At 46.1% G+C, this 24,490-nt stretch carries 28 protein-coding genes, 3 tRNA genes and 1 rRNA gene; 14 read left to right on the top strand and 18 right to left on the bottom strand.

The window, feature by feature from the left end:
* The 5 genes from ACXJGZ_RS03455 to rrf form a co-directional block, all read right to left on the bottom strand.
* A partial coding sequence (locus ACXJGZ_RS03455; protein ID WP_456398309.1) for a CoA-binding protein occupies positions 1-553 on the bottom strand: 553 nt, incomplete at its 3' end.
* A gap of 99 nt (positions 554-652) precedes the next feature.
* A tRNA-Gln gene (locus tag ACXJGZ_RS03450) sits at positions 653-728 on the bottom strand.
* Positions 729-736: 8 nt separating this feature from the next.
* Positions 737-814, bottom strand: a tRNA-Lys gene (locus ACXJGZ_RS03445).
* Positions 815-963: 149 nt separating this feature from the next.
* Positions 964-1,041, bottom strand: a tRNA-Asp gene (locus ACXJGZ_RS03440).
* 8 nt (positions 1,042-1,049) lie between these two features.
* Positions 1,050-1,171: ribosomal RNA gene (gene rrf / locus ACXJGZ_RS03435) — 5S ribosomal RNA — on the bottom strand.
* Between the two features lie 98 nt (positions 1,172-1,269).
* Here rrf and scpB point away from each other — a divergent pair.
* The 7 genes from scpB to pyrE all read left to right on the top strand — a co-directional run bounded on the left by scpB (position 1,270) and on the right by pyrE (position 6,111).
* Positions 1,270-1,851: an SMC-Scp complex subunit ScpB gene (gene scpB / locus ACXJGZ_RS03430; protein WP_456326437.1), complete on the top strand. Its 582-nt coding sequence runs from the start codon at positions 1,270-1,272 to the stop codon at positions 1,849-1,851.
* A gap of 197 nt (positions 1,852-2,048) precedes the next feature.
* The gene (locus ACXJGZ_RS03425; protein WP_293253120.1) at positions 2,049-3,098 is read left to right on the top strand and encodes an OB-fold nucleic acid binding domain-containing protein; all 1,050 of its coding nucleotides are present in this window, start codon (positions 2,049-2,051) and stop codon (positions 3,096-3,098) included.
* Between the two features lies 1 nt (position 3,099).
* Positions 3,100-3,471 (top strand): replication protein RepA, encoded by a 372-nt coding sequence (locus tag ACXJGZ_RS03420; protein WP_293253122.1) that lies wholly within the window; start codon positions 3,100-3,102, stop codon positions 3,469-3,471.
* Positions 3,468-4,268 carry an OB-fold nucleic acid binding domain-containing protein gene (locus ACXJGZ_RS03415; protein WP_456326439.1) on the top strand — a complete coding sequence of 267 codons (801 nt, stop codon included), beginning with the start codon at positions 3,468-3,470 and terminating at the stop codon, positions 4,266-4,268. The genes ACXJGZ_RS03420 and ACXJGZ_RS03415 overlap by 4 nt, the downstream gene beginning before the upstream one ends.
* 50 nt (positions 4,269-4,318) lie before the next feature.
* Positions 4,319-5,170 (top strand): geranylgeranylglycerol-phosphate geranylgeranyltransferase, encoded by an 852-nt coding sequence (locus tag ACXJGZ_RS03410; protein ID WP_293253126.1) that lies wholly within the window; start codon positions 4,319-4,321, stop codon positions 5,168-5,170.
* An 8-nt stretch (positions 5,171-5,178) separates the two neighbouring features.
* Positions 5,179-5,559 (top strand): ribonucleoside-triphosphate reductase, encoded by a 381-nt coding sequence (locus ACXJGZ_RS03405; protein ID WP_456322052.1) that lies wholly within the window; start codon positions 5,179-5,181, stop codon positions 5,557-5,559.
* Between the two features lie 9 nt (positions 5,560-5,568).
* On the top strand, positions 5,569-6,111 hold the full coding sequence (gene pyrE / locus ACXJGZ_RS03400) for an orotate phosphoribosyltransferase (protein ID WP_293253147.1): 543 nt from the start codon (positions 5,569-5,571) through the stop codon (positions 6,109-6,111).
* A 15-nt stretch (positions 6,112-6,126) separates the two neighbouring features.
* Here pyrE and ACXJGZ_RS03395 read toward each other — a convergent pair whose 3' ends face one another.
* Both ACXJGZ_RS03395 and ACXJGZ_RS03390 read right to left on the bottom strand, forming a co-directional pair.
* Positions 6,127-7,467, bottom strand: coding sequence for an acetate--CoA ligase family protein (locus ACXJGZ_RS03395; protein ID WP_456398307.1), 1,341 nt, complete (start codon positions 7,465-7,467; stop codon positions 6,127-6,129).
* Between the two features lie 4 nt (positions 7,468-7,471).
* Positions 7,472-8,578 (bottom strand): CGP-CTERM sorting domain-containing protein, encoded by a 1,107-nt coding sequence (locus ACXJGZ_RS03390; RefSeq protein ID WP_456398306.1) that lies wholly within the window; start codon positions 8,576-8,578, stop codon positions 7,472-7,474.
* Positions 8,579-8,649: 71 nt separating this feature from the next.
* Between ACXJGZ_RS03390 and coaD the strand changes: the two genes are divergently transcribed.
* Both coaD and ACXJGZ_RS03380 read left to right on the top strand, forming a co-directional pair.
* On the top strand, positions 8,650-9,138 hold the full coding sequence (gene coaD / locus ACXJGZ_RS03385; RefSeq protein WP_456322046.1) for a phosphopantetheine adenylyltransferase: 489 nt from the start codon (positions 8,650-8,652) through the stop codon (positions 9,136-9,138).
* A 35-nt stretch (positions 9,139-9,173) separates the two neighbouring features.
* Positions 9,174-10,439, top strand: coding sequence for a phytoene desaturase family protein (locus ACXJGZ_RS03380; protein WP_456398305.1), 1,266 nt, complete (start codon positions 9,174-9,176; stop codon positions 10,437-10,439).
* Between the two features lie 43 nt (positions 10,440-10,482).
* Here the strand turns inward: ACXJGZ_RS03380 and ACXJGZ_RS03375 are convergent, their stop codons facing one another.
* The 7 genes from ACXJGZ_RS03375 to ACXJGZ_RS03345 are packed head-to-tail and all read right to left on the bottom strand — an operon-like array spanning position 10,483 to position 15,953.
* The gene (locus tag ACXJGZ_RS03375) at positions 10,483-11,397 is read right to left on the bottom strand and encodes a D-2-hydroxyacid dehydrogenase (protein ID WP_456326443.1); all 915 of its coding nucleotides are present in this window, start codon (positions 11,395-11,397) and stop codon (positions 10,483-10,485) included.
* A gap of 1 nt (position 11,398) precedes the next feature.
* Positions 11,399-12,046, bottom strand: coding sequence for a TIGR00153 family protein (locus ACXJGZ_RS03370; protein ID WP_456321703.1), 648 nt, complete (start codon positions 12,044-12,046; stop codon positions 11,399-11,401).
* Between the two features lie 33 nt (positions 12,047-12,079).
* Positions 12,080-12,505 (bottom strand): hypothetical protein, encoded by a 426-nt coding sequence (locus ACXJGZ_RS03365; protein WP_293254445.1) that lies wholly within the window; start codon positions 12,503-12,505, stop codon positions 12,080-12,082.
* Positions 12,502-13,737, bottom strand: a complete 1,236-nt coding sequence (locus ACXJGZ_RS03360; RefSeq protein ID WP_456398308.1) for a DUF58 domain-containing protein — start codon at positions 13,735-13,737, stop codon at positions 12,502-12,504. Before ACXJGZ_RS03360 ends, ACXJGZ_RS03365 begins: the two co-directional genes overlap by 4 nt.
* 20 nt (positions 13,738-13,757) lie before the next feature.
* Positions 13,758-14,711: an AAA family ATPase gene (locus tag ACXJGZ_RS03355; protein WP_293254439.1), complete on the bottom strand. Its 954-nt coding sequence runs from the start codon at positions 14,709-14,711 to the stop codon at positions 13,758-13,760.
* Positions 14,708-15,133, bottom strand: coding sequence for a hypothetical protein (locus ACXJGZ_RS03350; RefSeq protein ID WP_293254436.1), 426 nt, complete (start codon positions 15,131-15,133; stop codon positions 14,708-14,710). The genes ACXJGZ_RS03355 and ACXJGZ_RS03350 overlap by 4 nt, the downstream gene beginning before the upstream one ends.
* The gene (locus ACXJGZ_RS03345; RefSeq protein ID WP_456398304.1) at positions 15,120-15,953 is read right to left on the bottom strand and encodes a DUF4129 domain-containing protein; all 834 of its coding nucleotides are present in this window, start codon (positions 15,951-15,953) and stop codon (positions 15,120-15,122) included. The genes ACXJGZ_RS03350 and ACXJGZ_RS03345 overlap by 14 nt, the downstream gene beginning before the upstream one ends.
* Before the next feature lie 103 nt (positions 15,954-16,056).
* Between ACXJGZ_RS03345 and ACXJGZ_RS03340 the strand changes: the two genes are divergently transcribed.
* From ACXJGZ_RS03340 to ACXJGZ_RS03330, 3 genes are read left to right on the top strand one after another with little or no spacing between them, the layout of a single operon-like run.
* Complete coding sequence (locus ACXJGZ_RS03340; protein ID WP_456321706.1) at positions 16,057-17,826, top strand: ribosome biogenesis/translation initiation ATPase RLI; 1,770 nt, start codon at positions 16,057-16,059, stop codon at positions 17,824-17,826.
* A 55-nt stretch (positions 17,827-17,881) separates the two neighbouring features.
* Positions 17,882-18,505: a hypothetical protein gene (locus ACXJGZ_RS03335; RefSeq protein ID WP_456326446.1), complete on the top strand. Its 624-nt coding sequence runs from the start codon at positions 17,882-17,884 to the stop codon at positions 18,503-18,505.
* On the top strand, positions 18,480-18,839 hold the full coding sequence (locus tag ACXJGZ_RS03330; RefSeq protein ID WP_293256419.1) for a Mov34/MPN/PAD-1 family protein: 360 nt from the start codon (positions 18,480-18,482) through the stop codon (positions 18,837-18,839). Before ACXJGZ_RS03335 ends, ACXJGZ_RS03330 begins: the two co-directional genes overlap by 26 nt.
* Here ACXJGZ_RS03330 and ACXJGZ_RS03325 read toward each other — a convergent pair.
* On the bottom strand, positions 18,836-19,672 hold the full coding sequence (locus ACXJGZ_RS03325; RefSeq protein WP_456326447.1) for a helix-turn-helix transcriptional regulator: 837 nt from the start codon (positions 19,670-19,672) through the stop codon (positions 18,836-18,838). The two genes, ACXJGZ_RS03330 and ACXJGZ_RS03325, sit on opposite strands and share 4 nt — an antisense overlap.
* A gap of 18 nt (positions 19,673-19,690) precedes the next feature.
* Complete coding sequence (locus tag ACXJGZ_RS03320; RefSeq protein WP_456398303.1) at positions 19,691-20,881, bottom strand: hypothetical protein; 1,191 nt, start codon at positions 20,879-20,881, stop codon at positions 19,691-19,693.
* A gap of 200 nt (positions 20,882-21,081) precedes the next feature.
* Between ACXJGZ_RS03320 and ACXJGZ_RS03315 the strand changes: the two genes are divergently transcribed.
* Entirely contained in the window at positions 21,082-21,909 is an 828-nt protein-coding gene (locus tag ACXJGZ_RS03315; RefSeq protein WP_456398302.1) for a carbohydrate kinase family protein, read from the top strand.
* Here ACXJGZ_RS03315 and ACXJGZ_RS03310 read toward each other — a convergent pair.
* Together ACXJGZ_RS03310 and hjc are read right to left on the bottom strand one after the other, a co-directional pair.
* Positions 21,906-23,450 (bottom strand): hypothetical protein, encoded by a 1,545-nt coding sequence (locus tag ACXJGZ_RS03310; RefSeq protein WP_456398301.1) that lies wholly within the window; start codon positions 23,448-23,450, stop codon positions 21,906-21,908. The genes ACXJGZ_RS03315 and ACXJGZ_RS03310 overlap by 4 nt on opposite strands.
* Positions 23,440-23,847, bottom strand: coding sequence for a Holliday junction resolvase Hjc (gene hjc / locus ACXJGZ_RS03305; RefSeq protein WP_456321696.1), 408 nt, complete (start codon positions 23,845-23,847; stop codon positions 23,440-23,442). Before hjc ends, ACXJGZ_RS03310 begins: the two co-directional genes overlap by 11 nt.
* A 102-nt stretch (positions 23,848-23,949) precedes the next feature.
* Between hjc and gcvH the strand changes: the two genes are divergently transcribed.
* A complete protein-coding gene (gene gcvH / locus ACXJGZ_RS03300; protein WP_456321705.1) occupies positions 23,950-24,354 on the top strand; it encodes a glycine cleavage system protein GcvH in 405 nt (134 codons plus the stop codon).
* The last annotated feature ends 136 nt before the right edge of the window (positions 24,355-24,490 follow it).

The following is a 24,490-nucleotide window of genomic DNA, read 5'->3' as shown; positions in this document are numbered from 1 at the left end:
TGAACTTACTCATCCCAACCTCATGCCTCGCAGCCCAATCAAGAATAGCCGCTCCAAAAGCACCACTCTGACTCATAAAAGCAATCCCACCAAACTCAGGCCTAGCCTGCCTCTCCGGAGGATTAAACGTGACGTCAAATGTAATTTCAATGTTCGTTATTCCAAGGCAGTTCGGACCAACGAGCCTTATACCCCATTTTCTTGCTCTCCTTACCAATTCTTCTTCCAAATCTGCTTTTCCAGCTTCTTTAAAGCCCGCACTTATGACAACTGCACCTTTGACTCCTTTTTGACCACATTGGTCAATAACATCTGGAACAAACCGCGCAGGAACAGCAATAACCGCCACATCGACCTCACCAGGAACATCAAGAATGCTCCTGTAAGCCTTAATACCAAGAACTTCTTTTTCCTTAACGTTTATTGGATAGATCTCACCTTTGAATCCATAATTTACGAGGTTCTTCATTATCGCATTCCCTATCTTGCCCTCCTTGTTTGAAGCTCCGATAACAGCCACACTTTTGGGATAGAACATAAAATCCAGGTTCATCTTCTCCACCTCTCCTCCATCAAACATGCTTTCCTTGACTTTTACATTTATAAAATTTTCTTAGTTGAATTTTCAGCCCAGAAAAGGAAGGATAACATGTGGTAGCCCCGCGGGGATTCGAACCCCGGTCAAGGGATCCAGAGTCCCCTATGCTTGGCCGCTACACCACGGGGCTGTACCCAATGGCGGGCCGGTCGGGATTCGAACCCGAGACCACCGGGTTAAAAGCCCGGTGCTCTAACCAGGCTGAGCTACCGGCCCTCGATAGTGGTAAATCCAAAAAGCGCTTATAAAGTTTATGGTGCTTTATCTTTTCCTTAACCGAGTAATTCTGGCAAATCTCCTTTCTCCTTTTCACCCGAAAAGCTCTCCCCAAAAACAATTGTCTTGTTAAAATTCCCGAGAAGTTGTGGCGCCCGGGTCGGGATTTGAACCCGAGTCGCGGGAGTGACAGTCCCGCATGATAGGCCGGGCTACACTACCCGGGCGCTTTAATGGCCAGCAGCGTCCTCGGCTTCCCGCCCCCTCTCGGAAGGCAGTACAACCGGGATCGCTGGCGGGCTTAACTTCCGGGGTCGAAACGAGTCCGGGTGTATCCCCGCCGCTGTGACCGCTGTGCCGATACATACTCATGGGTGGTCGCTTTATAAACTTTGCGGTCTGCAAGGGCAAGCTTAATAACCTCCACTTCCCTAATCTCTTAGTGGTGAGTGGTAGTGGGACTAATAGAAGACAAGGCTCTTGTTGAAGCTGCTCTTTTTGTTGCCGGGAGACCTTTGAGCGTCAGAGAGCTTTCTAAAGCTCTGGGAATAAAATCCCACGATTATCTGGAAAAACTTATCGAGCTTTTAGCTGCAGAATATGCGGAGAGAAAGAGTGCAATAGAAATTGTAAGGGTTCTTGGGGATAAGTATGTGCTCCAGCTAAAGCAGGAATATTCTCAGAGAGTACTTCATTTGATGCCGCGTCCCGATCTTAGAACCGGAGAATTAAAAACACTGGCTTTAATAGCATATTTACAGCCTATAGAGCAGAGTAAACTCGTAAAGCTTAGAGGAAGTCAGGCTTACGAGCACGTTAAGCATCTCCTCAGCATGGGCTTGATATATGCGGAGCCCTATGAGAGGACTAAAATTCTGGGAACCACTCCAAAATTTGCGGAGCTTTATGGATTTCCAGAGAATGATCCCGTTTTAATCAAGGAAGCCTTCAAAAAGGTCATACATTCAGAGTATGCGGATTTGATAGAAAAGATTGAAAAAGGCAAGCAGAACGATAGAAAAGGAGATGGGGTTTGAGGAACTCTTTCTATTCTTTTTTATAGGTGAATGTGCTGTTGCAGTATGTTCCGACCCCCGTACGTTAATCTGATTGGGGCACCAAAACACCCAATTGCCAACTCTCGCAAACCAAACCCTTTTTCCTGACAACAGAAGCATCGTAATGCCAAAAATTTAAATACTCCAAGACTGGATTACTATTTAGGTGAGTGGTTATGAGTGTATTAACTAAGGAGCAGATTGTTGAGCTCATTAAAAAACAAAAAGGCCTCAGCGTTAAGGAGATAGAGGCTGAGATTAGAAAGATAATGGAGAGAGATGGTATTTCCGAACATGCTGCGGCATTTTTACTGGCGAAAGAGCTGGGGATTGGGATTGAGGAGGGTGCTCCCCTAATGCATATAGAAGATTTGGTGCCCGGAATGAGGGAGGTAAACATAGTTGGAAGGGTTATGAAAAAGTTCCCTCCGCGAACATACACGAAGAGGGATGGTAGCCAGGGAAAAGTTATGAATCTGGTTATTTACGATAATACTGGAAATGCGAGGGTTGTTATCTGGGATTCTCAGGTTGATAAATACATTGGAATTCAGGTTGGAGATGTTATAAAGGTCATAGATGCCATGGTTAGGGAGGGCATGACTGGAATGGAGCTCCACGTTAACTTCAGGAGCAGAATAATTGTAAACCCCGAAGATCCCAGGGTTAAGGAAATTCCCGAGCTCCAGAAGGTGAGACGCTATTCCTACACGAGGAAGCCCATAGGGGAGCTCATGGATGGAGATAAATTCGTTGAGGTTAGGGGCACGATAGCAAAGCTCTACCGTATAGCCGTCTACGATGCATGCCCCCAGTGCAGGAGAAAAGTAGATTATGATGAGTCTTCAGGAATATGGATATGTCCCGAACATGGGGAAGTGGAGCCCATGACGATGGTAATATTGGACTTTGGACTGGATGATGGAACGGGTTATATAAGGGCTACTCTCTTTGGGGATAATGCTACTGAGCTTCTGGGCGCCGATGCAACCGCAATCAAAGAGAAGGTAAACGAACTTGTGAACTCCGGATTAACGGTTAGAGAAGCAGGTAAGAAGCTTGCGGAGGAGGAATTCTACTCCCTCATCGGCAAGGAGATCATTGTGAGGGGAAATGTATATGAGGATAGATTCATGGGAACCCTCTTGAAGGCTTCCTCATGGGATGAAGTGGATTATCTAAGGGAGATTGAGAGGATTAGGAGAGTATTTAAGGAGGTAATGTGATATGGAAGAGCTTCAACCCCAGATCAGGCGCAGGAAACCCGCCCTTGAACGTAAGATCGGTGAGATTCGGGAGGAGGATACGAGGGTGGCTCTCATTGGCAGAGTGATAAAGGTTGACAAGCTTGATTACATGTTCACGATAGATGATGGGACGGGCATCGCAATAATAGAGAGCGAAGAAAATGTTCTTCCAAAAATAGGGCAGATGGTGCGGGTTATAGGCAGAATAATAAGGAATGAGGAGATGCACATATACGCAGAGGTTGTTCAGGATTTCAGCGATGCCGAACTCGAATATCTGGAGGAAATACAGGAGCTTGAGAAAAAGATTATGCCCGGATTGGAAAATGCTTTGGAGTGGTGGTCTGAATGAGAAAAAGATTGCCCGCTACAAGGGTTCATATTAAGGACATTCTAGATGGCTATTACATAAAGAGTGAAGGGGATTTTGAGCCGAATTACCTTATCACGAAGGATGCACGCAAGATTTATAGGGTTAAGGTGGTGGGAACGGTAGTCAGAGAACCCGCGATATCCGAGGATGAGACTTATGGGAAGTTCCAGATAGATGATGGCACCGGGGTTATCTGGGTTCTCGCATTTAGGGATGATACAAAGTTCGTGAAGCTCGTTGAGAAGGGAGATTTGGTGCAGCTCATCGGTAAAGTTGCGGAATGGAGGGGAGACAAGCAGATTTTGGTGGAAGGAGTCTACAAGGTTTCCCCGAATGCATGGATACTCCACCGCTATGAAACTCTCAGAGACAAGGTGGAGCACGTAAAGAGAGCCAAGGCGGCACTCGATATATACAATACCTATGGGATAACAGCCAAGGCCAAGGTCATTGCAAAGAACAAGGGAGTGAGCGAAGAGCTTCTCCAGACGATAGATGAACTCTATGCGATTATGATAGAGGAGCAGAGTGCAGAGGCGCTTGAAGAGCCAATTGAAGAGCTCGAAGAAATTGAAGAACCAAGCAAAGAACTTGAAGAGGTTAAAAAGGCTGTTCTTGAGCTTCTGGGCAGGAAGAAAGGGACTCCAGTATCCCGGAAATACATAGTCAAAAAGTTGCAGTTCGATGAGGAGAGCGTTGAGGATGCCCTCCATGAGCTCCTGGCCGAGGGCGAAATATTCGAGCCAGAGGTGGGGTACTACCAGCTCATTGAATAGTGACCCAAACTTTTTTAATCCCCTCCCTTTAATTTGGTTAGGGGTACCTAATGCAGCTCAAGCCTTTCATAGAGATAACCAGACCGCATAATTGTATTCTGGCGGGAATAGTCGGAGTACTGGGTTCCATGGTGGCTATTGGAACGTATCCCCCATGGATTAAAGCCCTCCTGACGTTTTTGGTAGTCTCACTGGGATGTTCGGGCGGAAACACGATAAATGATTACTTTGACTATGAGATTGATAAAATAAATCGCCCGACAAGACCCCTTCCCCGGGGTGCTATGACAAGAGAAGCGGCTTTAATTTATGCATTTTTCCTGTTTTTGGTGGGTTTGCTTCTTGCCTACACTATAAACCGATATGCTTTTTTCGTTGCCTCCATGGCCTACGCTTTGATGGTACTGTATGCTTGGAAGCTCAAGCCCCTGCCCTTCATAGGAAACATAGTCGTGGCATTTTTAACGGGGATCACCCCAATATACGGTGCTCTCGCGGTCGAGAAAATCGGCTTTTCGGGTTACCTCGCGCTCAGCGCTTTCTTGGTGAATGTTGCAAGGGAAGTAATGAAGGATATGGAGGACATAGAAGGGGATAAGGCTAAGGGTGCCAGAACCCTCCCCATAATTCTGGGGCATAGAAATGCGGCATACATTGCGGCGTTCTTCACGCTTCTTACCGTAATTTCCTCGTTTCTCCCCCTAATGGTTGGGATAGGTATGGGTTATGTGCCGATTCTGCTTGTGGACTTAATACTTCTTAAGGCGATGTGGGACATTTTGAAGGATCCATCGCCATCAACTGCCGGAAAGTCCCAGAAAAAGCTTAAGATTGCCATACTGCTGGCGGTTTTGAGCTTTTTGATGGGTTCAATAACATCGACATCGGAGGTGGGATTATGAAGTTGAAGTTGGAGTTTGGAGATGAAGTTGAGGAGTACCTCAAAGGTGATGAACTCTTTACGGTGATTACGTTTAAGACCCCCTATGGGCCGACGGAGACCATGGCACGGTTCGTGGAGCTTATTGAAGGGCTTGGATGGAAGGTGGAATTTAAGGCAAACTGGTGGACCGCGGATATTCCCTACGGAATAATAAGGATAGACGCGTTTCGGGATGGGCGGGAGAAGATAATCCTCGGAAAATGGCTGCTCGGGAGGGAGTGCACTCTCCTCGGGATTGAAAACATGCCCCTTGAGAAGGGCAAGGAGGAGTTTTACAAGATGATTGATAGCATCACATCCACCTTAATTCATGATCCGGCAATAAGAACGATGAGGGAGCAGTATTAGGTGATGGATATGAAGGAAGCGCTCGTTAAGATGATATTTGATGAGGGATGCATAAGATTCGGGCACTTCGTTCTGACATCCGGAAGGGAGAGCGATTACTACATAGACATTAAGAAGCTCATAACAAACCCAAAGGCTCTAAAGCTTATCGCAGGGCTCATGAAAGAGGAAGCGGATAAAATGGGAATAGCATTTGACAAAGTTGCAGGACCGGAGCTCGGTGCCGTCCCCATAGCAACGGCACTCGCCCTTGAAAGCAATAAACCCCTCCTTATAGTTCGCAAGAAGAAGAAGGAGCACGGAACAGGGAAGCAGATAGAAGGGGAAGTCGTTCCCGGCGATAGGATTCTCCTCGTGGAAGATGTCACGACAACCGGAGGGAGCGTTCTAAGGGCTGCAAAGGTTCTCGAAGATGCCGGGGCGCACGTAAAGGGAATATTCGTGGTTGTGGATAGAGAGGAGGGCGCTAAAGATACCCTCGCAGGGAAGGGCTACACCCTCATTCCGCTCGTAAGTGTGAGCGAGCTCTTCAAATATAGGGAAGGTCTCTAATTTTTAACTTCAATTTTAATTTTTATTTTCCCCATCACAGCCTCTCTGGTACAGCCACATCAATGCCTTTGCTGCTCTCTCAGGCGTTGGAAAGTTCTTTATGCCGTGCTCTGCGAGGAGCTTAACACCCTCTTTGACGAGCTCTCCCGCCATGAAGTTAACGATTACGGGCTTTCTACATCCAGCATCCAGTATGGCCTTTGCAATTTCCTCGCTTGGAAGGAATATGGGGGGAACGCATATTACGAGGAGGGCATCCACATTTCCGTCCCCGCATACGATTTCGATGGTTTTCCTGTAGCGCTCATAATCGGCGTCGGCTATCAAATCGATGGGATTTTTTATGGAGCACTGGGGTGGAAGGAACTCCTCAAGTCTGGCGGCGGTGTCTTCACCCAGCCTTGCAATTTCCAGGCCCAGCTTCTCGAGTTTATCCGTTGCAAGAACTCCGGGACCTCCCGAGTTTGTTATCACCGCAATTCTCCTCCCCGCACTTCCATACATCTCAAAGGCCTTTGCAGCGTCAAAGAGCTCTTCCATCTCCTCCACTTCAATGGCTCCAAACTGCCTGAAAGCGGCTTTGTAAATCTCGTATGCCCCGGCCAGACTTCCCGTGTGGCTCTGTGCCGCCTTTGCACCGCTCTGACTTTTACCCGCTTTCAGGACTATAACGGGCTTTTTCTGGGCAGCATACCTTAGGGCATTCACAAACTCTCTTCCATCCCTTACCCCTTCAATGTAGAGGGCAATTGCCTTCGTGTTTTCATCATCTGCAAAATACCTCAAAAAGTCGCTTTCTGTTAAATCCGCGGCATTCCCGTAGGATACAAAGGCCGAGAAACCTATTCCCTCCTCATTACCCATGGCGAGGGCCGCACCACCGAAGGCGCCGCTCTGCGAGATTAAAGCTAAACCCCCTTTATTAACACGAACCTCAAAGGAGCCAAAAAAGTTTGCATGAACTCCAAAAATCCCTGCACAGTTTGGCCCTATGATTCTAACACCCTTTTCCTTTGCCTTCTCAAGGAGTTCCTTCTCAAGCTCAGCGTTGCCGATCTCAGAAAAACCAGCACTTATAACAACTGCACCTTTGATTTTATCCCCAATCTCCTCTATGAGTGGAGGGACAAAACGGGCGGGGATAGCTATTATCGCAACGTCAACCCGGCTTTCAAGTTTTTCAGCAATTTTAAGCTTCTTTCCGGCAATCTCAATTTCTCCCCCCTTTGGATTCACAGGTATTATCTCACCTTTAAAACCACCTTCGAGTATATTCTTCAAAATCTCGTAGGCTATTGCGCCTTTTTTGAAGGAGCCAAATACCGCAGCTGAAGAGGGATAAAAGAAAAAGTCCATTCCTTCACCTCCTCTTTCTATAAATCAACAGTGGGATTAATGCAACTCCCAGTATCAAAGCGGGTCCGCAGATTCCCTTCTTTTCTTCAATTACCACGGTTATATGCTTCCCCTCCGTCTTTTGATATGTCATTTCGAGGTTTTTCTCTCCTGGGGCTTCTATGTTTACCTTATCAAACCTGAAAGGCAGCGTAAGCGTGGCGTTCCAGGTTTTCTTTGTGAAGCTCTCGTCATATTTAACATCTGGTTTTACCCTGCCCCACACGAGAACCCTGTTCCCCTCGATTTTTGAATTTATGGCGTCGATCTTCATGGTTTTGTTGAATTCTTCCCTGATCCTCGTTTCATGGTAGCTCGTGGCGTTAACCCCCTCAAATGTGGCGTTGAACTTTACAAAGCCGCTCCATGGATCGTAGGTGAGCGTGATGGATTTTGTTGTGTTTTTAATGAACTCATCAAAAGGTATAAATTTTGTTTTATTTGCCACAGTTTTATTCATGGCTTCCTCATAGACGCTTGAATCAAATGTAATAACGATTATTGGCAGATAATCCCCGTTTTCCCATTTTGCGGTATTTTCCTCAAATTCTCCGGGTATGGGGGCCAAATTCAGAACATATGCATCCTTGGGAAGGAGGAGGTAGAAGCTCTTCCAGCTGTAGGAATACACCCTGTTGTGGTATATGAAGCTCATGGGGCCATAGGCGCTCGATTGGAGCTTCTTATCTTTTTCAACAAGATAGTTGTACCATTTGAACTGAACCACAGCGCTCCAGTTTTTCCCTATTTTTACGAGTCCATCCGCGGGTATCACTATCTGTGCATCGGGATATCTCTCCTTTACGCTATTGACGAAGTTCCTGAAGATTAAACTCTCCAAGAGCTTTTCGAACTTCTTGTTGGCTTCTGCCTCTCCCTTTGTCTTAAGGGTGTTCTCGAGCTCGTATATTTCAACGGGGCTTTTGAGCTTTGCATTTATCTTAAATAGGGCTGTTCCCGAGGGATACACCGTCACATAAACATTCATATCGAACACGGGTTGCTCCTCGTAGGCAAGGGCAAAACTTGAGAACATGAGAATTCCAATGATTAGGAACAACACCTTCTTCACACTCCCACCTCCAGAATTCTGTAAAGGGCAAAATAAAAAAAGTTATTGGTTCTTACATCTAAACTATAGTGATGCCCATGAAATACAGGAAAGTTGTTGTTGGAGGGACGTTTGACAGGCTCCATCTGGGGCACAAGGCGCTCCTGAGAAGGGCATTTGAAGTGGGAAAGTACGTTTATATTGGCTTAACTTCGGATGAGATGACAAAGGATAAACCCTATGCGGAGAAAATACTCCCCTATGAGCTCCGCCTGAGCGATCTTTTAAAGTTCTTGGAAGTCAACACCTACTCAAATTACAGGATTCTAAAAATCCACTCTGCCATTGGATTTACAGCTGAAATTAAGAGTCTGGAGGCAATTGTGGTGAGTGAAGAAACCTATAAAGGCGCCCTCCTTGTCAATAAAGCCAGAGAGGAACGGGGTTTAAAGCCCCTCGATATAGTTGTGATAGGGATTGTTAAGTCCAAGCTCGGAGGTAAGATAAGCTCCTCCCTCATAAGGGCGGGCTTGATAGACCCTTTTGGAAATCCCAGAGACAGAAGGCTTCGGCAAATTTAATAAATTCCTCATGCACCCTTAATTTGGTGGAAAAGATGAAGAAAAAAGTGGTGACCGTTGGCGCTGGCCTTGGCGGACTACTAACAAGTGCATTCCTGGCAAAAGAAGGTTACGATGTTGTGGTTTTGGAAAAGGCCCCATACGTCGGAGGCCGCTTCACAAATCTCTCATACAAAGGATTTCAGCTCTCAACAGGCGCTCTTCATATGGTTCCTCACGGTGAAGATGGGCCTTTAGCCCATCTTTTGAAAATGCTAGAGGCCAACGTTGAGATAGTGAACTCGAATCCAAAGGGTAAAATCTTCTATAATGGAGAGCTCTTCCACTACCGCGAAGGATGGAAGCGTTTAAGCCTCAGGGAGAAAGCAAAGGCAATGAAACTCCTCGCCGAGATTAAGGCAAACCGCCTCCCCAGGAAAAATGAATATGAGAACGCAAAAGTTTGGATTGAGGATAAAATAGGAGAGAACGAGTTCGTTTTTGCTTTCTTGGAGAGCTTCATTGGATGGGCAATCAGCTTAACCCTTGAAGAAGTGCCGGCTTTAGAACTCGCAAAAGAGATAAAAGCGACATTAAAGTGGGGAGGACCGGGGCTGATAAAAGGAGGATGTAAAGCCGTAACGGGCGAACTTGCGAGAATAGTTCAGGAAAACGGAGGAAGAGTGCTTACTAGGAAGAGGGCTGTTGAGGTCGATGAGAACAAAATTATCACATCCGACGGGGAGGAATTTACCTACGATATATTAATCTCGAACATTGGAATAAAAGAGACTGTAGAGCTTTTTGGAAGAGACAACTTCGATAGAGAATTTTTAAGAGAAATAGATGCTCTAAAGCCTGCGGAAGGGATAAAATACAACATCGCTCTAAAAGGCGGCCCTAGAATAGGAAACACCGTTGTTTTCACTCTCGACACAAAGAGAATAAACGGCTACAATGAGCCTTCCGCGATATCACCCGAGCTTACAAAAGAGGGCTACACACTTATAATGGCCCACCAAGCCATTAGGAGTAAGAACTTGAAGAGGGAACGTGAGCTTGGAATTGAAGACCTATACACCCTCTTTCCAGAGCTGAGGGAAGAGGGAGAAATTTTAATGGTGCAGAGCTACATGGGGAGCAACCCGGTAAATAGGGTCGCGTCCGGACAGAATCACCCGGACTTCCCAATGGAAAACGTCCATATAGTTGGAGATGCCAGCAAAGGCGAAGGGGGAATTGAGGTGGAGGGAATCGCTCTGGGAGTTATGCGAACTCTCCAAAAGCTCGGATTAAGAGATTTCAGCTCCTGGCATTTGTAATTACTCCTCTTTTTTAATGAAATTAAGAATAAGGAAATGGGCATCAGCCCTTCAAAACTTTAACGACCTTTTCGGCGACCTCAACGCCAGCCCTCATCTGGGCCTCAACGGTTGAAGCACCAATGTGCGGTGTAAGCACAACATTGTCGAGCTTCGTTAGCTCATGTCCGGCCGGGAGTGGCTCCTCTTCAAAGACGTCCAAGCCAGCGCCGGCAATCCAGCCTTCCCTGAGCGCTTTAACGAGAGCATTCGTATCAATTATGGGGCCGCGGGCGGCGTTTATAAGGATGGCAGTTGGCTTCATGAGCTTCAATCTTTCCTCATTGATTAAGTGGTATGTGCTGTCCAAGAGCGGGACGTGGAGCGTAACGACATCACTTTCCTTTAAGAGTTCCTCAAGCTCAACAAACTTTCCTCCCACCTCTTTTGCCCTTTCAAAGTTGGGATATGGGTCGTAGAGCAGGAGATTCATTCCCATTGCCTTGGCTATCTTCGCGATATTGTAGCCAATCCTTCCAAAGCCCACTATTCCCAGGGTTTTACCATCAAGCTCAAAGCCCATACACTGCTTCTTGGCCCAAACGCCCTCCCTCATCTTCCTGTCGGCAAAAGCTATTTTTCTCGTAACGTTGAACATTAAAGCCATGGCGAGCTCGGCAACACTCCTGCTCGATGCTCCCGGAGAATTTACGACCTCAATGCTCCTTTCCTTTGCGGCGTCCAAATCAATGTTGTCCAGGCCGACGCCAGCCCTTCCAATAACCTTGAGGTTTGGAGCGTTTTCTATGACTTTGCGCGTTACTTTGGGCTTGCTTCTAACAATTATAGCGTCGACATCCTTGGCCAGCTCCAAAAGCCTCTCTTCGTCGGGATACTCCTCATAAACAACCTCAAATCCAGCATTTTTCAAAACCTCAATAGCCTTCTCATGCAAAGGTGCAGCAACCAAAACCCTCATATCAACCCCTCCTTTTTATTGCTATGAGCATGACTTGATCAGATGCGTCCTCGGCTCTATCCGAGATGTCCCCTATCTTCGTAACTATCTGATTCCATATGAGCTTTGCGTATGTGCTCAGCTCCTCACTTTCGAAAATCTTCCCGAGCAGATCGCGTTCGCATTCATCCGAAATTTCCTCAAGCTTTTCCGTGCTTTTGGCGTACTCCAAAGCCTCATCCACATCCTCATCCAGTGCAATGACGGATTTTTTGAGCTCTAAATATGTTTTCAGGGCGGCTCCTACAGTCTTTAAAATTTCATCCTTCAGACTCTTGGGAACCTTGGGCTTCGCAAGTATCAAAACGTGAGAGGCGCTTTCAGCAGCATCGGCGACATTGTCTATGAGCTCCACGAGCCTGGCATAATCTCCCCTGTTGGTGGGAAGAAAGGCTCCTGCATAGAGCATGCTCTCTATTCCCCTTCTAAGGGAATCTGCTTCCCTCTCAAAATTTTCAACTTCCTTTACCTTTTTCTCCGCTTTTTCGAACTCTTCATCGACATAGGCTTCGACGAGCTCTTTAAATTTCGTAAGGGTTTTTTCAACGGCATCCAGGTGATTATCGAGGACTTCAAAGACGTTGTTCTCCTTCCCTCCAAATATCGGCATGATTCTCCCCTATCGGATATATTGTGAATACCTTTATTTAGTTTTGCCCATCCCTATGATCCTTGATATCCCATACAGCACCAGAAGTATTAAGGAAGCTATAAGGGTGACCTCCATAGGTGGTATTATTGGAGCCAGGTTTTTTATAAGGGCGTATGTGGGGAATACCATGATTATGGTAAGTATTAGAACCAGATAGTGCTCCCATGGTGCCCTGTTTCTGTCCATATCTGCACTCTCTATGAAGAGGAGGAGCGTGGAAACTAGTAGGAGGCCGAAATAACCGCCCATTTTGTAGTACATCACCAGTATGACGGCCCCCGTGAAGTAGAGGAGCCCGAAGAAGTATGAGAAGAACCCCACGAGAGCTATGGGGCTTGTCCTGAAGAGGGGGGTTCCGTAGCTCAGGAAAAGAAAGAGGGCGAAGAATAGAGGAGAAACTTTTATTTCCGGCTTCATAACCTTATCACCTCTGCCACCGCACTATTTAGGGGTTTCTCAACATCCCAGTCTATTATCAACCCGTAGGAAGAGAGCCTGCTCAAAAGGGCTTTCCTCTCGAGCATGAGCAACTTCTTTGCGAGTTCTTCCTCCCTTGTCTTCGCCTCTAGTATAGAGTAGGGGGTGGGAGATATTGCAATCACATTATAGCCGTATCGGTAGAGTGTTTTTAGAGCATCGATGCCCTCCTCCGTTAGGAATGGTGAGAAATAGAGGATCTGAGCCCTGGCAGGGAAGCGCGTTTTTATTATATGCTCCACTTGGTATGCTATCATGTTGTTCTTATCCGGCTTAGCCAGGCTCAAAAAGTCTATGCATTTGAAGAAGTGCCTTTTTCCATAGTCTATCCTTATCCACATCGGAACCTCCTCGGATATCAGGAGACCAAAGCTGGTTCCGTTTTTAAGACAGTCAAGTATGAAGGACGCTGCGGCTCTAACCGTGTAGTCAAAGATTTCCCTCCCCTTGTAGGCGGCATCAATTATCAGGACGACATCAACCTTTCTCTCGCTCTCATATTCATTGCTCATTATTTTACCCATTTTGGCACTGGCTTTCCAGTTTATTATTTTAAAGGGATCCCCGGGCTGGTATTCCCTAATGGCATGGAATTCAACTCCTTCTCCAACTCTGGGTGATGGGAGCGGCCCGGCAGTCACCTTAGTGCCCTTTGTGGAGTAGGGTGTTATCACATCTTCGATTTTGGGGACCCCGACGATCTCACTGAAGACATCAAAGGTTCTCTCTATAAAGAAAAAGCCGAATGGGTCCTGATACTCCGCTTTAATCCACTCCCATTTGTGAATTCCCCTCTTCATTCTTACCTTGTAAGTCAGCTCCCTCTCTTCTCCCGGAGTTAGAGAGATTAAAAACTCCCCCCTTCCTTCAATTATTTCAAGCTCCTCCGGAATATCTTCTATGAGTCTGAGACTTGGTATCCGCTCCTTTGATTTCACCCTGATTTTTATCTCCACTATCTCGCCTTCCAGAATGCGCTCGTGAGGTATTACCCGCTCCACATCTATCTCAAGGCTCGGTTTGAAGAAGGTTACTGCCGTGAAGAAGAGCCACACCATGGGTAGCACAAGATAAATCATCTCCCAGCGGAGGGAGAAGAAGGCAAATAGCACAATTACCCAGAGGGAGATTATGAGGAGTACAGCCTTTCCCGTGGTCGTTGGCTCTTCCATGTTCATCACTCAAACTCTCATCACTCAAACTTTGGAACCGGAACCTTCTCAAGAATTCTCTCTATAACGCTCTCCTGACTCACCCGCATGTACCATAGCTCCCTTTTCAGTATGAGCCTATGACTTAGTGCCGGAACTGCAACCGCTTTCACATCATCGGGAATTACGTAATCCCTCCCGCTTAGAGCGGCATATGCCCTCGAGAGCTTCATCAATGCCAGGCTGCCTCTTGGAGAGGCTCCTATCTCCACGCTCTTTTTGTCATTCCTTGTGGTGTTTATTATGTCAACTATGTACTCCAGAATTGCATCGCTTAGGTAAACTTCCTCAATCCTCCGCTGCATTTCGAGAACGTCCTCAGGGCTTACAACGGCATTTATGTCAACTTCTTCCTTCTTCCTTGAAATCCTCCTTTTGAGTATCTCAATTTCCTGCTCTCTTGTTGGATACCCAATCCTTAGCCTAACCAGAAATCGGTCTAGCTGTGCTTCTGGAAGGGGATAAGTTCCTTCCTGCTCTATGGGGTTTTGCGTCGCTATAACTATAAACGGTGCTTCTAGAGGATAGGTTTTCCCCTCTATTGTAACCTGTTTCTCCTGCATCGCCTCCAAAAGGGCGCTCTGTGTCTTTGGAGGAGCCCTGTTGACTTCATCCGCAAGCAGTATATTTGTGAAGATGGGTCCTTTTTTAAATTCAAACTCCAGCGTCTTCTGGTTAAACACGCTAACTCCCAGGATATCCGAGGGGAGCAGATCCGGAGTGAATTGGACTCTTTTGAATGTAACTCCCAGCGCACCTGCAAAGCTCTTGGCCATGAGTGTTTTTGCAAGTCCCGGAAGATCCTCTATTAAAATGTGGCCACCCGCCAGGATTGTGGTCAAAACGAGCTTTAGCACATCATCCTTGCCAACTATGGCTTTTCCAACTTCCCCCAAAATTTGAGTCCCTTTTTCCGAAACTTCTTCAATCTTCATATCTTCATCTCCTCCATCTCTCTTTCAAGGACATCGAGAGCTTTCTCAAGTCCCTCTAAAAAGTTGTCAGATTGTCTTAGAATTCGTAGGGCTCTGTTTGGGCTTTTCTTGATCTCATCAAAACCTTTATCTTCAAGAATTTCGTAAATTCCGATTATCCTGTCTTCAACAAGACTTCGTGCTACCCCTCCTTTCTCGGCGAGTTTTATCATTGAAACAATTCTTTCAAATTCAGTCTTTCCGTTCTCTTCTTTTCTGATCCTCTTTGGGGTCCTGTACCTTATGGGAACCTCCCAGATGAAAATTGCCAGCAGTATAACCCCCGCAACCAGAAGGGAAGCCCATCTAACTATGTAAGAGCTTGCAAATGATGCGATTAGAAGGAAAGGTATCGCCATAACCCAGAGGCTATGAACTCTCATTCCTATCACCCCTGATTGTTTTGTATAGTTCATAAGCCCTTTTAGCTTCTTCCATTGTTACCTTGGAAGGGGCGTATCTGGCCTTCTCAAAAAGAGCTGTGAGCTCTTTAAATGCATTTTTCTTGTACTGCACAATTTTTGCATGCTCCCAGTGAGTCCAGCTGTCCCTATAGGGGACTCCAAGAGCTTCGAGCCATAGAACTGCTTTCTTGTAGCTCTCCACAACAATTTCATCCGGAGCCCCACTCTCCTCTTCCATTTTTCTCTCAAAGCTCTTCAGTTCCCTTTCAATCTTCCAGGTTCTACGTGCTCTTCTAAGCCTCGGATAGAACCAGATCCCCATACATGCCACAAAGAAGAGGGTGGGTATTATGAGCCATCCAAGTGCATTTCCCGAGGACACTTTGTAGCCAAACCACGTTGCGTTCTCGGTAATCCTGCTTGAAACCGTGCCCCCGCTTGTTAGGGCTTTTCCAATGGTTATATTTGTCGTGTTGTTTGCTACCGGCGGGGTATCTTTGCCCTTGGAGAGGAGAGAATATAGTGTCGTTACACCTATTCCGGCACCTATAATTATGTATTCGAGTGTCCTTTTCCAATCAAAATCGGATTTTCTTCTATCGAAGGGATCCCTATACATCAAGAGGATTTCCAGCAGAATCAGAATGCCCACAAGAAGGAAACCGTAAAATACGCACATGCTCAAATAGGTGTAGACCCCGGAGGAGCCCTCAATTGGAGTGCTTGTGGCCCGGGATGGGAGGAGGGCAGAGATTAAAAGGATGAGCAGTGCAAAATACACATATGTCCTTTTTCTCATTTTAATCCACTTAAGTTAGTGACTTTTACTTTAAATAGTTTTTGAGGCAGTGTTTTCCACAAGATTTTAAAATGGGCACTCTAAGCTTTTCTTGGTGAGGATAATGAGAGTTGCGGTCATAAACTATGATAGGTGCAATCCTGATAAGTGTGGGCACTTTCTTTGCGAGCGCGTCTGTCCCGTCAATCGAATGGGTGGGGAGGCTATAATAATCGATGAGGAAGATTATAAGCCTATTATTCAGGAGACCTCATGTACAGGATGTGGAATATGCGTTCATAAATGTCCCTTCAATGCGATAACTATTGTGAACCTCCCAGAGCAGCTCGAGGAAGACTGCGTTCACCGCTATGGCGCCAATGCCTTTGTTCTATATCGCTTGCCAGTGGTGAGAAATGGAAGCATAACGGGTATTCTGGGTCCCAATGGGACGGGTAAAACCACGGCGGTTAAAATACTAGCCGGAGAAATAACACCCAACCTGTGCTCGTCAAATGAATGCTGGGATGAGGTGATAAGGGCATTCAGGGGAAATGAGCTTCAAAACTACTTTGAGAAGCTCAAAAATAAGCAGATTAAGGCGATAGTCAAACCTCAGTATATTGATTTGATCCCGAGAGTTGTAAAGGGTAGGGTCAGGGATCTGCTTAAAAGGGCCGATGAGAGGGGGATTTTGGAAGATATAATAGATGATTTTGAGCTCCGAGAAATTTTGGATAGGGAAATCCAGCAACTCAGCGGTGGAGAATTGCAAAGGGTTGCAATAGCTGCTGCAGTTGCAAGAGAAGGCGATTTTTACTTCTTCGATGAACCATCATCGTATCTCGACATAAGGCAGAGGCTCAAGATAGCAAGGGCAATTAGGAGGCTCGCGGAACAGGGAAAGGCGGTGCTTGTTGTAGAGCACGATCTGGCGGTTTTAGACTATCTGAGCGATAACATCCACATTGTTTATGGTAAGCCGGGAGCATATGGTATATTTTCCTCTCTAAAAGGTACGAGGGTAGGAATCAACATATTTTTGAACGGCTATCTTCCCGATGAAAACGTGCGCTTCAGACCCTATGAAATTCGCTTTACAAAGCAGAGCGAGAGAAAAGCTCAAAGTGGAGATATTTTAGTGGAGTATCCGGCCCTTGTTAAGGATTACGGTGGATTCAGGCTTGAAGCCGATGGAGGGAAGCTCCACATAGGAGAAGTCGTTGGAATTGTGGGTCCAAATGGAATAGGTAAGACCACGTTCGTTAAGATGCTTGCAGGAGTCGAGGAACCAACGGAAGGTGAAGTAGAGTGGGAACTCGAGGTTAGTTACAAACCCCAGTACATAAAGGCGGACTATGAAGGGACGGTGTTCGAGCTTTTGAGCAAGGTGAATGCCTCTAAGCTAATGAGCAACTTCTACAAGACGGAACTTTTGAATCCTCTTGGTATACCTGACCTATACGATAGAAAAATAAATGAACTCAGCGGTGGGGAATTGCAAAGGGTTGCAATAACGGCATGTCTGCTCAAGGACGCTGATCTCTACTTAATAGATGAGCCCTCGGCACACCTCGATGTAGAGCAGCGTCTGGCGGTTTCAAAGGCCATAAGGAGTTTGATGGCCAAAAACGAGAAAACCGCCCTCGTGGTCGAACACGATGTTCTCATGATAGACTACATAAGTGACCGCCTGATTGTATTCGATGGAAAGCCGGGAAGGGAAGGTAAGGCTTCAAAACCAATGCCCATGAGGGAGGGAATGAACTTCTTCCTGAGCAACGTTGGCATAACCTTCAGGAGAGATCCGGAGACGGGAAGACCTAGAGCCAATAAAGAGGGTAGCGTCAAGGACAGGGAGCAGAAGGAGAGAGGGGAATACTATTATACTTAACCTCAGCCTTAACCTGGGCAAAAGTTATATGTCCTCCCCCCAATATTTATCCGTGATGAAGATGGTGAGTCCGGCGGCAATAGTCTTCCTCTTTGCGGAGGATTTTGCAAGGGAGAACAAATCTCTTAAAAAAGGAGCCAAGTTTTTCGAGTGGCAGAAGAGGTATGATGCCTTTGAAACGGTTGCCGCTGCTTTTGGCGTGACCATTGCAAAGCTGAAGAGGGAAGGAAAGATCCAGCTTAGAATAAAGAAGGGATTTCTGGGGATGAAAAGGCTTGTGTTTGTGAGAACGACGGACATACCCGAGGAATACGGTGTTATAGCGAGGGGTCTTCAATCCATTTCCCCATATAAAGAAGTGGAGCTGAAGGCTGCCTTATTCCTTTCCATTCCAATATCCCCCCTCCCAACACATGCACTGTCCAGATATGTCATTCAAAGGGATCTAAAGGGATACAACTACGAGGAGCTCAGACACAGCCTGGAGATACAGCATGAGAAGGAGAATCTAAAAAGGATACTGGAAGAGTTTAAGAGGGATGAGGAAATCTGGAAGCTCTTCTTAAAGAGTCTGGAAAAAGCAATGGATATGTGCAGGGGAAAGGAAGGCATAACACTATATACTCCATTGGACATGCTGGAGGACGCGAAAAATGAGAATAAGAAGGGAACTCCTTGAGTACCTGCTTGATATGGCGAGAAACTTTTACCCGAATGAGTTTGGAGGTTTTTTGAGGGAGAGAGATGGCGTTTTTGAGGAGGTCCTGATAATTCCAAAGGGGCACTTCGGGAAGAGCTCAATCTTCTTCGATACATACCTCCTGCCCCATGATGACGATATAAAGGGGACGGTTCATTCCCACCCCGGAGCTCCATTGCCCTCAAAAGCGGACCTCAACTTCTTTTCAAAGTTCGGAGGGGTTCATCTCATACTCGGCTTCCCCTTTGAGGAATGGAGCATAAAAGCCTACAGAAGTGATGGAAGCGAAGAGAAAATAGAAATTTTGGATTAGGGCTTGAGTTCGACCCAGTTTTCCTTTGTCCCCTTGACGATCTTAACCAGGCCGTAGTTTTCCAGCCTGTTGAACATCCTCCACGCGGTTGTCTTTGGTATCCCCAGGGTGTTTCTAACTTCAGCCTGGCTTGCTCTTCCTCCCTTATCAAGTATGTAGAGCAGAGCCCTCCTCTCATCATCATTCAAATCAAAGCGCTCCATCTTCTTTAGGAATGCTTCCCTGTTTATGGGTTTCTTCTTTTCACCTCGCATGAGCTTCATTCCTATGAAGATGGCGGCTACTATGAGGAGCCCGATGGCTCCGAGCATATAAATTGAACTTGAATTTGAAGAGCCGCTACCGGTTTGAATCGTTGTACCCGATGAAAGGTAATAGCTGACGCTCTGATTTCCAGAGGGCATTGTTATGCTCCCCTCCGAAATCTCCAGAGGTATATCGCTCAAATCAACAACAGTGGAGCCATTTGGGAGAATTACCTTGAAGGGCACATAACTCTCAATGCTTAGCGTCCAGACGAGCCCCTCCTTTGCTGTTAAATCAGGAGTGTAGTAGCTTATTTCAACGATTTGAGCTCCTCCAACATTTATGACCGCATGATTTTTATCGAGCGTATATTGAAGGGGGTTGCCGTTCTCATCGGTTATGAAGAGATCCTCGTAATGAGACCCGATTAGAGGAACATCTATCTGAGAGGCGAAGTCTTCGGGTGCAATTTGATAATCGACCTTAACATATCCATCCCTGTAAACCGTGAGCGTCAGGTCGTAGGTATATTGGGCGCTTACTAGAGGAATAAAGATTAAAACCAGCAGGATTAAAGCTTTCTTCACTCTATCACCTCCAAAGGCTCAGGAGTGCATCACTATGAACTCCTCAACCTCGTTCATGAGCCTCAGCGCAATGGCGAAGTGCATCTTTGCCTGCTCCGGTTTTTTCTCCTTCAAGAGCCTCATTCCCATTCCGATTTCCTGGGCGGCTGTTCTAAGCTGGAGTTCAGCCCTTCTCGTATCGACACCCTTTTTGTTGAGCTCCCTCAATGCCCGGACGTCTTTCCTCATTCTGCTTCCGATCTCCCCCATAAAGCCCCTGAAATTTCTCTTCATCCTCTCCTGGACAATTCTCTCGTGTATTGCATTGAGAGTTCTCATGAACCCTGTGAGCGTCTCCCTGTTATTCTCTATGACATTCAAAGCCTCGTCCCACTTTTCTTCTTGGGCTAATGCGTTCACCTGATTATATATGGCTTCGACTTCAGCGAGCCTTGCCTCCGCACCTGTTGTGTCAACTCCTCTCCCCTTTGCATACTCAATTGACCTGTTCGCAAAGTCTATACCCTTTGCGGTTCTTTCCAAAAATTCCCTGACAATTTTATCCGCATTCTGGTGTGCCAGCTCTTCCCTAAGCTCCCTGAACTCTTCGTCTAGAACCTTCTTTTTCTCCTGTACCACTTTGAGATCCTCTTTAGCCTTATCAAAGTCCCTGGCTTTTAAATCCTCCAGAACAACCCGGTAGGCGTCTTTGGTCTCATTGAAGGTCTGGCTTATGTTTGAAACATCCAGACCCTGACTTTCGGCAATTTTTATAGTCCTCTCAATCATCCTAAAGTATCCCATCATTCTCTCAATCTGGCCCTGGATCCGCTCCCTCGCTTCATTGTATTTCTCTTTGCCTTCTTTAAACTCCTGGAGGACAATTTTGTAGTAATGCATCGCGCTCAGGCTATCCAGGATGGAACTGTAGTAATCGCCGTCGTTGTATTCCTCAATGGCTTTTTCTTTAAAATTCTCGGCTTTTTCATAGCTGGTGAGAATGCTTGAGTTCTCGGGGAGCTTGTCCTCCAAGCCTTCCACTATGGAGCTTATTTTATCGAGCTGATTTATAAGTCTTGCAGATATGAGTTGCTCCCTCGTTTCGTTATCGATATTTAAAACGGTTTGATTTAATTGGGTCGTGTTGCTTCCTGCAAAGCTAAATCCCATGGGAACAATGCTCCCAATCAGCAGCATTATCAATCCCCAGACCTTCCACCTCATGTTCATATGGATCACCGATTTAGAGTTAGGATCTTCAGTTATTTTAGGAACCCGATGAAAAGAACGTTTCAAACCGTTCCATTGCATTAGAGACTCTCTCTATCAAATTATTTAAACCTTTCGTGGAATTTAAATCCTCTTAAAAATCTTTGGAACGAGGAGAATCTTTTTAAATGTTCGCAGTACCTAAAGAATGAGGGGTGTCCATGGATCTGGTGGTTCTTGGTCACGTATCAATTGATCACATAATATTCCCGGGTCGTAAAGAGATAATCTTGCCTGGAGGTGCGGCTGCCGCTGTTGCAACTTCAGCAGCATTGAGCGGGGCTAAAGTTGGATTGGTGACTAAGGTGGGTAGGGATTTCCCCAAAGAATGGCTTGAAAAACTGGAAGGTGTTTTGGACATTGGAGGGGTTCATGTTCTGAAAGGAAAAACCATACATATATACATGATATATCATAAGGATGGCAGCGTCGATGCCCCCGTTGATATGGGTGTGGCACAGAGGATGGGAGAAACGGAGATTCCCCGGGAATATTTAAAGGCCAAAATTTTCCACATAGCTCCCATACCCCCAGAGGAGCAGCTTAAAGTGGTGAAACGATTGGAGGGGAAGAGGGTTGCTCTGGATTTTAATCCAACATACATGGAGGAGTACAGGAGCAGGAGGGCCATCTTGAGAGAGATTATATCCCGGGTTGAGGTGGTATTCCCGAATGAGAGAGAAGCCCGGACAATAACGGGTGCATCCAGCATTGAGGAAGCCGCCGAAATCATGCACTCCTGGGGAGCCAAGCTCGTGATTATAACACGGGGCGAAAGGGGAGTCCTCGTTTACGATGGCTCTTTTAGGGAGTTCGGTGCGCTTGAGATTGACAGAGGAGAGATTGTTGATCCAACGGGGGCGGGAGATGCGTTCGCGGGAGGATTTCTCGCATTCTATGTGAAGGGGAAACCTCTGGAGGACTGCATCATACAGGGGCTTCACAGGGCGAGGGAAGTTTTAAAGAAAAAGGGGAGCTGGAGCATTTAAAGGATTACCTGAAGGAAAGCTTCCTCCCCCGGTTCAAGATGCTCCACCTCCCATATAACCCTGTTCCCCTCTATCCTCGCTTTTCCTTTCGTTGCCCGCACATCGACGGCATTCACGATCCTCTCAATGGTGTAGTTTTCCAGACTTCTGAGCCTTGGAGCCTTAACCTTTATGAAGTAATACTTATCAAGCTGCTCCTCGAATACCAGCGGTCTAAAAAATGCCACATAGGAGCTCCCACCAAATAGAAGTGCTGATAGGAGTAATATTATGGGTAGATTGCCATAGTTCTTTGGAGGTTTTGCCATTGGGGTGGTGGTCGTATTGGTCTGCGTTACTGTGGTTACGGTTGTGGTAGTGGTTGTTGTTACGGGAGGGGCCGGCTTCTCAATGGTTATTGATTTTTCATCTCCTATATACTTGGAGCTCTCTGCCTTCAGTTTCACGAGTCCAAAGCCTATCTTTGTGAGGTCAACCTTAACTTTTCCCTCAGCATCTGTTATCTGGTATTCCTTTCCGGTTATGCCCTCTATCGAGACGCTCACATTTGGTATGCCCTTTCCACTGGAATCCCTTACATAGACAATTAGACTCTCATTTTTCACGGAATAGTCCAAAAATAGCTTTTTAACTTCAACGAAGGTCTCGACGAGCCTTCCATCCAGATTGAGCTTGATTTTATAAGTTCCGGGTTCTTTCGCTTCAATCTGAACCACTCCTAAAGAATCGGTCTTCAAACTTAAGCTGTTTATCTGAACAGGTATGCCGCTAACGCCCTTTCCTTCTTCATCCTTCACCTGAACCGTTATAACTCCATTCTCAAATCCAGCGGTGTATGTGAGCTTTCTCTGGTAGACCTTAAATTCCTTGCTCTCCGTTTTCTCGACACCGTTGAACTTTGTTTTCATTATCGCGAGATATCCTCCCACGTCGGGCCTGGGCAGGATTAGAGTGTATGTCTTCTTATCGTAAGGATTTATGTAGGTGCTCTCGGATATAGCCTTTATGAGCTCATTTCCTTTGTAGAGCTCAATTTTGACAGTTCCCATAAGAACTCCATTGGATTTTGACCTTATTTCACAGGATATGGAGACATCGTTTCCGTATATGTACTTCTCTTGAGCATCTATTTTTAGAGAATAGTCGATTTTGGTCAGAACCCTGAGCGTAAGTGGTACCCTCACTATAATGGGTGAATCCTTGATTTTAGCCACTAGCTTTAATTTATACGTACCCGCCCTGATGCTGTTTAAAATTATTTGAATATGCCCTTCATGGGTTTGATTTGGAGCGAGCTCCTGGATAACCTCTTGAGTGTATGTTGCTCCTTGAGGAAGATTATCAATTATCACGAAAACATTTTTTGCACTCTCATTTCCCAAATTCGTGAGGTTGAAGTAGACATCCACGGAATCACCGGGATATGCGTTAAACACTTGTTCCTGCGGGTGGAGGGTTAAAACGGGCTCTCCTCTGGCTTGGGGAATATTTAAGACTCCTATCAACATGAAGAGAGCCAAAAGCATGAGCTTATTCTTCACCTTTTATCACCTCTAAAATGCTCCTCTGCTTCCCCACAATCTCATCGAAGGATTTCCCTTTATATTTGGCTAGGGTTAAATCAACTTTAAAGTTTTTGCCGCTTTTCGGGAGAATCTCCGGAGAAAAGAAGTGCCATCCATTGTTTATGAACTTAACGGCTATTATCGCCTCTCCTCCGAACCTTCTGGAAAAGGATTTGAGCTTTTCCATATCCTCCTCCGTGAGGTATAGCTTTTCACTTTTGGTGCTTTTAACTTCTATACACAGGTATTTTCTCCCGTTTCCCGCCACTATGTCAACTTTCTTGCTTCCTGCAGACCTTACAACGGCAAATCCTTCCTCTTCAAGCCTCTTTATAAGCTCTCTCTCGGCACTTGCCCCTCTTCTGTACTTCACTGCAATCCCTCTCTTAATATTTGGCGTTCCCCTATTTTAAACTTCCCTCTGGGATAGGAAAGGTTTAAATGTTTTTCAGACATAAAACAATCGGTGGTTGTTATGATCGAAGTCGGGGAATATCTGGTAAAGGAAGGTCTCTACTATACGAAGGAGCATGAATGGATTGAAGTCCTTGAGGATGGTACAGTCCTCGAGGGTATCTCGGACTATGCTCAAAAGGAGCTTGGCGATTTGGCTTATGTGGAGCTTCCCGAAGTCGGAGCAAGCTTTAAACAGGGCGACGTTCTCTGCGAGCTGGAGAGCGTCAAGGCAGTAAGCGAAGTTTATGCTGGAGTAAGCGGTGAGGTCGTGGAGGTAAACGAGGAGCTTGAGGATGCTCCTGAGAAGATAAACGAAGATCCCTACGGAACATGGATCGCAAAAATAAAACCCGAAAATCTCGAAGAGGAGCTCAAGGAATTAATGGATGCTGAAGCTTACGCTAAATATCTGGAGAGCCTCTGATTCTGCTCTTTTTTCCCAAACTTATTCTCAAAAGGTTACGGCTCAGCTCCTACCTCTCATCATCCCTCAGATACCCTAGAGCTCTTCATCGCCTATGAAGTGCTTTTCTCAGAATGTTGATAAACCTTTTCGAAAG

This window comes from Palaeococcus sp. (in: euryarchaeotes), from assembly GCF_053987695.1.
Note: the sequence above shows the minus strand (reverse complement) of the source record. Positions and strands in the feature narration are given on the sequence as shown.

Bases quoted from the DNA above. Each gene is read 5' to 3' on its own strand.
- ACXJGZ_RS03370 (WP_456321703.1), bottom strand. From the start codon at position 12,046: ATGCCGATATTTGGAGGGAAGGAGAACAACGTCTTTGAAGTCCTCGAT.
- ACXJGZ_RS03410 (WP_293253126.1), top strand. From the start codon at position 4,319: ATGCAGCTCAAGCCTTTCATAGAGATAACCAGACCGCATAATTGTATT.
- ACXJGZ_RS03420 (WP_293253122.1), top strand. From the start codon at position 3,100: ATGGAAGAGCTTCAACCCCAGATCAGGCGCAGGAAACCCGCCCTTGAA.
- ACXJGZ_RS03375 (WP_456326443.1), bottom strand. From the start codon at position 11,397: ATGAGGGTTTTGGTTGCTGCACCTTTGCATGAGAAGGCTATTGAGGTT.
- ACXJGZ_RS03380 (WP_456398305.1), top strand. From the start codon at position 9,174: ATGAAGAAAAAAGTGGTGACCGTTGGCGCTGGCCTTGGCGGACTACTA.
- ACXJGZ_RS03350 (WP_293254436.1), bottom strand. From the start codon at position 15,133: ATGAGAGTTCATAGCCTCTGGGTTATGGCGATACCTTTCCTTCTAATC.
- ACXJGZ_RS03415 (WP_456326439.1), top strand. From the start codon at position 3,468: ATGAGAAAAAGATTGCCCGCTACAAGGGTTCATATTAAGGACATTCTA.
- ACXJGZ_RS03360 (WP_456398308.1), bottom strand. From the start codon at position 13,737: ATGGAAGAGCCAACGACCACGGGAAAGGCTGTACTCCTCATAATCTCC.
- ACXJGZ_RS03425 (WP_293253120.1), top strand. From the start codon at position 2,049: ATGAGTGTATTAACTAAGGAGCAGATTGTTGAGCTCATTAAAAAACAA.
- coaD (WP_456322046.1), top strand. From the start codon at position 8,650: ATGCCCATGAAATACAGGAAAGTTGTTGTTGGAGGGACGTTTGACAGG.
- ACXJGZ_RS03395 (WP_456398307.1), bottom strand. From the start codon at position 7,467: ATGGACTTTTTCTTTTATCCCTCTTCAGCTGCGGTATTTGGCTCCTTC.
- ACXJGZ_RS03365 (WP_293254445.1), bottom strand. From the start codon at position 12,505: ATGAAGCCGGAAATAAAAGTTTCTCCTCTATTCTTCGCCCTCTTTCTT.
- ACXJGZ_RS03335 (WP_456326446.1), top strand. From the start codon at position 17,882: ATGAAGATGGTGAGTCCGGCGGCAATAGTCTTCCTCTTTGCGGAGGAT.
- ACXJGZ_RS03340 (WP_456321706.1), top strand. From the start codon at position 16,057: ATGAGAGTTGCGGTCATAAACTATGATAGGTGCAATCCTGATAAGTGT.
- ACXJGZ_RS03345 (WP_456398304.1), bottom strand. From the start codon at position 15,953: ATGAGAAAAAGGACATATGTGTATTTTGCACTGCTCATCCTTTTAATC.
- ACXJGZ_RS03330 (WP_293256419.1), top strand. From the start codon at position 18,480: ATGAGAATAAGAAGGGAACTCCTTGAGTACCTGCTTGATATGGCGAGA.
- ACXJGZ_RS03355 (WP_293254439.1), bottom strand. From the start codon at position 14,711: ATGAAGATTGAAGAAGTTTCGGAAAAAGGGACTCAAATTTTGGGGGAA.
- gcvH (WP_456321705.1), top strand. From the start codon at position 23,950: ATGATCGAAGTCGGGGAATATCTGGTAAAGGAAGGTCTCTACTATACG.
- ACXJGZ_RS03320 (WP_456398303.1), bottom strand. From the start codon at position 20,881: ATGAACATGAGGTGGAAGGTCTGGGGATTGATAATGCTGCTGATTGGG.
- pyrE (WP_293253147.1), top strand. From the start codon at position 5,569: ATGAAGGAAGCGCTCGTTAAGATGATATTTGATGAGGGATGCATAAGA.
- ACXJGZ_RS03315 (WP_456398302.1), top strand. From the start codon at position 21,082: ATGGATCTGGTGGTTCTTGGTCACGTATCAATTGATCACATAATATTC.